At 54.6% G+C, this 6,000-nt stretch carries 6 protein-coding genes; 3 read left to right on the top strand and 3 right to left on the bottom strand.

From position 1 onward, the window contains the following. The first annotated feature begins 274 nt into the window (after positions 1 to 274). The 3 genes from ACR52_RS21330 (at position 275) to ACR52_RS21320 (ending at position 2,198) form a co-directional block, all read left to right on the top strand. Positions 275 to 610: a helix-turn-helix domain-containing protein gene (locus ACR52_RS21330; RefSeq protein WP_053221253.1), complete on the top strand. Its 336-nt coding sequence runs from the start codon at positions 275 to 277 to the stop codon at positions 608 to 610. 127 nt (positions 611 to 737) lie between these two features. After that, positions 738 to 1,700: a hypothetical protein gene (locus ACR52_RS21325; protein WP_152687662.1), complete on the top strand. Its 963-nt coding sequence runs from the start codon at positions 738 to 740 to the stop codon at positions 1,698 to 1,700. A 60-nt stretch (positions 1,701 to 1,760) separates the two neighbouring features. Further along, complete coding sequence (locus ACR52_RS21320) at positions 1,761 to 2,198, top strand: hypothetical protein (RefSeq protein WP_048729145.1); 438 nt, start codon at positions 1,761 to 1,763, stop codon at positions 2,196 to 2,198. Between the two features lie 152 nt (positions 2,199 to 2,350). On the opposite strand, the gene ACR52_RS31375 is transcribed toward ACR52_RS21320, so the two are convergent. The 3 genes from ACR52_RS31375 to ACR52_RS21305 all read right to left on the bottom strand — a co-directional run bounded on the left by ACR52_RS31375 (position 2,351) and on the right by ACR52_RS21305 (position 5,606). Further along, the gene (locus ACR52_RS31375) at positions 2,351 to 2,572 is read right to left on the bottom strand and encodes a hypothetical protein (RefSeq protein WP_082143200.1); all 222 of its coding nucleotides are present in this window, start codon (positions 2,570 to 2,572) and stop codon (positions 2,351 to 2,353) included. Positions 2,573 to 2,717: 145 nt separating this feature from the next. Continuing rightward, on the bottom strand, positions 2,718 to 3,089 hold the full coding sequence (locus ACR52_RS21315) for a DUF6124 family protein (protein WP_048729142.1): 372 nt from the start codon (positions 3,087 to 3,089) through the stop codon (positions 2,718 to 2,720). A gap of 762 nt (positions 3,090 to 3,851) precedes the next feature. After that, a complete protein-coding gene (locus ACR52_RS21305; RefSeq protein ID WP_082143199.1) occupies positions 3,852 to 5,606 on the bottom strand; it encodes a multicopper oxidase family protein in 1,755 nt (584 codons plus the stop codon). Positions 5,607 to 6,000 lie beyond the last annotated feature (394 nt).

Here is a 6,000-nt window from a genome sequence, read left to right as displayed (position 1 = left end):
AGCGGGCTTGCTCCGCGTTGGGCTGCGCAGCGGCCCCAAAGAGGGGACTGCTACGCAGTCCAACGGGAGCAAGCTCCCTCGCCACAGGTTACTTTTTGCGCTTTCTATTTCTTAACTGAACAGGATTGCCCCTGTGGGAGGGGGCTTGCTCCCGATAGCGGTGGGTCAGTCAACATACCCGTGACTGCCACACCACCCCGCCAGTCGTGAGTAGCGCCAAGCACTCCAATGCATACAGTCAGGTATCCAGTTTCCCGTTCAATGGATGACCTTTATGCAATCGACGCTCGGAGTGCGGATCTGCGAAGCAATGGAACAGCGAAAACTATCAAAACTCTACGCCGTTGCCGTCGCGCTTGACGTCACGGAAAGTGCCGTATGCCGCTGGCGAAAGAACGGCAGGATAACGGTCGAAAACATTATCGCGCTGTGTGAACTCCTGGATGTTTCCACCGACTGGCTGCTGCTGGGGCGCGGCACCATGGATACTCATCGCAACGCCCAGCCTACCGGCGCCCCACAGCCCCGAAGACCTTTATCCACACTCCCCGATGCGGCCGTGGTGCACCTGGAAAGTTTCCTGGCGGCCATCGACTCGCCCTCAACTTGAGCGCCGCGCAAGTACATGCACCCACCTTTGCACGCCGCTCAATGTGAATGCATTGAGTCAAAGACCGTAGAAGCTCATGTTTTGGGTGTCACCTTTTTAAATGCGCAGAGGGAAATGGAAGTAGCAGTTGCGCATTGGAAAGGCCGACATCATCCAACACTTGGAGCTAGACATGGGACAGTCAAATACGATCAAAGAGCAGCAAGAAAAGAATGCTGAATTTCAGAAATATGTTGATGGCATGCGTGCCGACCTCAACAAAATCCAGGCAGAGCAAACGCAAATCCTGGATAAACATGTCAAGGAGCATTACAGCAAGTATAAAGACGACGCTTCGATGATTTCGAGCAGTTACCAACACCTGACCACTGTGAGCGAGTGGTCGCTGGCATCGGTTAACGTGATGATCGATTCGTGCCGGGATACCATCTTCGGTAAGAAGTTGCCCGTTGACCCTAAAAAAGACAAGCCACCTGCAGAAGTCAATATTGCCATTAAGGCGATGACGAACTTGGAACTGCTAATCGCCAACGCAGCGTTCGATGTCATTCAGGGACTTTTGACCAGTGCCGGCTCAAAAACTGAAACCGGCATAAGCATCAAGTACGATAAAAAAATGCTGGTGCCTGGCATGACTCTATTCATCATCGTGATGGAGAACTCTTACCAAAGCAAAGACTTCTTCAGTAATGAATCGATTATCCAGACCCTGTTCCTTTTCGATGTGCGTTTTTCGATCAAGGAAGGCAAAGGCATGAGTGAGCTGAACGACCTGCAAGCGTATGAAGAACAAAAGCAGGTCTTTCGTAATCAACTGCGCAAACTTGGCAACGACTTCAACGACCTGGACACCAAAGCCAGCGACTACCTCACCTCACTGGCCAAGTTCACGGAAATCAGCGACGTGCTGAACAAACGCCTCGGTTCCATCAACAAATTGCTCCAGGAACTTAACCCACTTGCGGGACCTGCGTTAAACGGGGTCGGATCGGAGCTTGGTGGGTTACCAGACACGGAAAAACAAGAAGGTGATGCGATCGTGTCGCGTATCAAGCGCCAGTTCCACACCGCACTGGCAGCCAGGCCATGAACAGCCGAAAGGCACCGTCGTTTTCCCGACTTTCAAGTTTCGATTGATAAGGAATTGATCATGACTATTATTTTTGAAATGAGCACTGATGCAGACATCCTGGCTACCCAACTCGATACTGACTGGCCCGCCGTCACTGCACGCCATCACTGGGCAGCGGTGCGCGGCACGAACCTGAACATTGCAGGTGGCGCGGTCATCGTCGTCATTGCACACGGCACCAATGAACATATCGGGGATGAGGGCCCGTCGCTTTCCATCGAAGCACCTGCTTTCCTGGCAACAGTGCAGGGCAATATGCAGGCGGGACAAGTACCGAGTGCGGTCTATATCTCGACCTGCGGCGAAGATATCGCCGGCTTCGCCGCCGCCGTTCGCCTCTGTGCCAACGCCAACAAGGTGTGGGCCAACACGAAGATCTTCGGCCATCACTCCGGGATCAACGGCCCTGTCCCCTCTCCAAATCCCAAGAATGTGAATTGGGTTCGAATCTACTAAGGAGGTTGAGTTAGATCTGTAGTGAATACGCCAGCTGCGTAGGCAATTGCAGTCACGCAACTGGTGTCCTCTTTACTGCAAAACCTATCTCGCATTATTGCCGTCCGGCAGTATTTAAAACCGACCTTGCACTGCGAGACAACATCAAGCAATTAATCGTCCCGCAACAACCCCGAACCATACTCACCATAACTACTCCCCAGCCCACTGCCTCCAAAATTCATCTTGGCGGCTTTGCTGGGGCTGTGGTCACCAAACGCCTGGCATCCCCCCGAAAAACAAGGGTCGCTGCTCACGCCTGACGAACCAGACGAACAAGCGCTCAACAGCAACGCACCAGCAATCATCACAACTTTGACGACGTTCGAGATCATTGTTCAGTTCCCTGTGGGCTGGAGGCGCGGGAGTCCTCTCTTAACGAGGATCGTAGACCTCAAACGCTTCGGGAATCATGAAAGTTTGCTGGGTGACAGGCTTGGTTCAGATTGCCGCCTTTGTGCAAGGCGGCAGGGTTGGTTGTCAGGCAGTAGCAGTGCTGGTAGCCGGCGCGACTTGCTCCTGTGCTCGATCAACGAGCAGAGCGCTCAACTCGATTAGCTGCTGAATGCCCAAGGCAATGGCGCGCTGGGATTCGTCGAGGTTGAAGGCCAGTGTTGTGGCCATTTCAGCGGCGGAAGCGAGGTTTTCGGAGGCGTTGGCCAGGAGGGTTTCGGTGTCGATGTTTGGGCTGACTAGGAATAGGTTGTTGCTGGGGCGTTCGGCGGGTGCGCCGTCGTTTTTGTTCGTGGGGAACAGGTAATGATCGATTGCTCGTTGAGCGGCTGCGTGGAGTTTGGTGTCGAGGGGAGCAGTATTGTGATCGACGTAGGGATTGCGTGTTTTTTTGTGCATGGGCGAAGCTCCAAATATTGTCGGGAGTTAAAACGCCTTAGCTATACGGACTTCCACCTCCGGCCGCTGGGTTTGCAGCGACTGGGGAAGGTTAGCGATGGGTGGTCTGACGGGCAAGCTAAGAAAAGTGTGGGAAATCTCCGAGGAGATATCTTGGTCTGACCCCGATATCGCGAGTAAACAAACAGCAGTACGACTTACCGTTACTATTTTTTTTCCAAATATGTTATCGCCAAATGGACGTTCTGGATGTGATATTGAACCAGTTGCGACCTTGCCGCATAGACTTGCGGCGACTCGGTAACCCTGTCTATCTCACTACTTACCAAATGCCCTGCTTCTGCTGCGGTTTTGAGATGAAATAGGTGATGAAGAAGCGATCCGGACCACAGGTGCGCGGCAGATATATCAGCAAGCAAAGACCGATACACAGTCCATTTCGAAGCGTGTCCAGCGACAACATAGTTATCTGTATGGAGCTTGAGCTCTTCTAGAAACTCCAGACTAGCCGACTGCTTAGGGATATTGGGCGTCTTGGGCCTAGCATGCATCCGGATCTCATGTGCAAATTCCGGCTTCTTGATCATACTCCCAGATAACATGCTATTGATGAGAGTAAGTTCGTTTGCCAGATGCCTCGCAACCGCCGAGAGAAGTTCTGAGATATCGGGGTCAGACCACGATAAACACTCCGAATTTCAAACTCCCCAAACTCACAAAAAAAGGGGGATCACGTTTTTCGCGTCTCCCCCCTTTCATCCCTCAATGCCCCTTATGATGCCCCCCACCCGCCACCGGCACACCCACCTGCGCCACTTTCCCCGACGCAGGATTAACCCGAATAATGCTCATCATCCCCAGGTCCTCATGCCCCAGCAGGTGGCAGTGAAAGACAAAATCCCCGACCACTTCGCCGCGAAAATCCATCAACAGTGACACGCTCGGGTACGGGTCCTGCGTATTACCGGACCAAGCTGGCACTTCGATGGTGTCCAGGTACTGCCCCACAATCCCCGGCGCCTGCGGCTCGGTGCCGAAATTATTCTGCCCCTGCACATAAAAATGAATCTGGTGGATGTGAAACACATGGTTTTCGGTGCTGCGGTTCTCGACAGACCACTGCTCCACCGCTCCCTGCGTGGTGGTAATGCTCGGTGGCTGGTCCGGGTTGAATACGTGCGGCACCTGGCCGTCGACCGTCATGTAGAACTCGGTTTGGTTGCCGTTCTCGGAAAAGTACAAATTGCGCTGTGCAACGATGGACGCTTGCGCCAAGCCGGCAAAGCGCCGCCCCGCCGCTTCGGCAATCGGCCGCGCAGGCAGGCTGGCAAGTTTTGCGTCCGCGTTCGCCGCCGGGTTAAGCGTGATTAACGGGCGAGTCGGGTTGCAGTCGCCATCCGCGCCGGTATTGATGTTGGCGGTCATCAGCGTGGCCTGTTGCACGCTGGCCTCGGGCATATTCGCCACAAACTCTACGCGCGACGCCGGCGGCAGGCGGAAATGGTTGACCGCAATGCTCTGGCCCGTGCCACCCGTGCCGTCTTGAGAATTGATGGGAACGCCGTCGATGGCGATCAGGTTGAGGGACTGCGGGACGTTGTCGTAGACGAGGCTCAGGTCGAGTATCGAATCCGCAGATATATTGGCGACCCGCCAAAACTGCGCCTGGCCCGGCGTGACTGGCAGTGTGGCCGGAACAAAAAATACGTTGTTCTTATCCGTGTAGGAGTTGACCGGCACATTGTTCACGGTGACGTCACGGAACGGCACGCCGACCCCGCAGTTACCGGGCCCTTCAGTCAGGTTGTTGAGCTGGAGCTGATCACGCAGCACCAGGATCTGTTGCGGTAGCCCCTCTACCCCCGGAAAAAACCGTTCGATCCCGTCCACAATCAATGCGCCGGTCGCCCCGCCCATCACCACCGGTTCGGAAATCCCGTGCACATGCGGGTGATACCAGTACATCCCTGGCGGCTCGTCAGTGGGGAAATCCAGGGTGTAGGTGAAGGTTTCACCGGAGTTGATGATGGTTTTGATCACCTCATCCCCGCCACATGTCGGCGCGGTATTGGTGCCGTGGTAGTGCAGGTTGACCGAGGTGCTGTTCATGAACTTGGCACCGCAGTTGGGCGGATTAAGCGCCATGGGGTTAATGCCTTCGGGCGTATTGTTGGTCACCACTACTGTGAGTTTGTCGCCGGGCAGCACATGTAACGTGGGGTTCTGCATGCCGTCAGGCGTCATGAAGCAATAGAGCGTACGACCCTTGTCATCGACACTTTGCTGATAAGAAAAACTCACCGCCAGCGTGCCATTTTCACTGTAAAGCGCGGGCGGCGTGAACACGCGCGCACCTTGTGTAAACCTTGGACACCCTCCGGGTATCGGCGCGATGGCTGCGCCCTTGGTGGCGGCTGGTGTGGTTTGCGCCAACGTGCTGCCGTGCGGAAGCAGGGATGACAGGAGTACCACGCACGCCGATGCGGCAAGCGCCTTGATCGCTAGAAGTCCATTCATATTCACCTCGTCATTGAGAACGCCCGGGTGCGCGCCTACTTTGCGTCACGACAGGAATTGAACAACACAGGAATTGAACAACGGTATGAGAGGAGAGGCGTTTACCTGGCCGGAATAAACGCCTGCGACACGCGGGGATACTGCCCTTGTGACTATCCATGTCATATCCTGCCAATCCTGAACGACAGACTAGCTCAGCAAGAACAAGGGTAAGCAAAGTTGAAAGATCGTTAAGTTATAAAAACAATAGCAAAATGACATCTTCCAAAAATGTGACGGCACCTTGCGCCAAGGGGTGAAGGGCGCGGAACTCGCCGCTCCGACGCCGCCGTTACATCCCTGATAAACTGCGCGCCATTCGCCTCGTTGACTCAGATTCCCCATGTCCCTACAA

The organism is Pseudomonas fildesensis, assembly GCF_001050345.1.
In the GTDB taxonomy this organism is placed as follows: domain Bacteria; phylum Pseudomonadota; class Gammaproteobacteria; order Pseudomonadales; family Pseudomonadaceae; genus Aquipseudomonas; species Aquipseudomonas fildesensis.
This window is presented reverse-complemented; position numbering and strand designations above follow the sequence as displayed.

Excerpts from the sequence above, each read along its gene's own strand:
- ACR52_RS21330 (WP_053221253.1), top strand. The coding sequence starts at position 275 with ATGCAATCGACGCTCGGAGTGCGGATCTGCGAAGCAATGGAACAGCGA.
- ACR52_RS21320 (WP_048729145.1), top strand. The coding sequence starts at position 1,761 with ATGACTATTATTTTTGAAATGAGCACTGATGCAGACATCCTGGCTACC.
- ACR52_RS31375 (WP_082143200.1), bottom strand. The coding sequence starts at position 2,572 with ATGATCTCGAACGTCGTCAAAGTTGTGATGATTGCTGGTGCGTTGCTG.
- ACR52_RS21315 (WP_048729142.1), bottom strand. The coding sequence starts at position 3,089 with ATGCACAAAAAAACACGCAATCCCTACGTCGATCACAATACTGCTCCC.
- ACR52_RS21305 (WP_082143199.1), bottom strand. The coding sequence starts at position 5,606 with ATGAATGGACTTCTAGCGATCAAGGCGCTTGCCGCATCGGCGTGCGTG.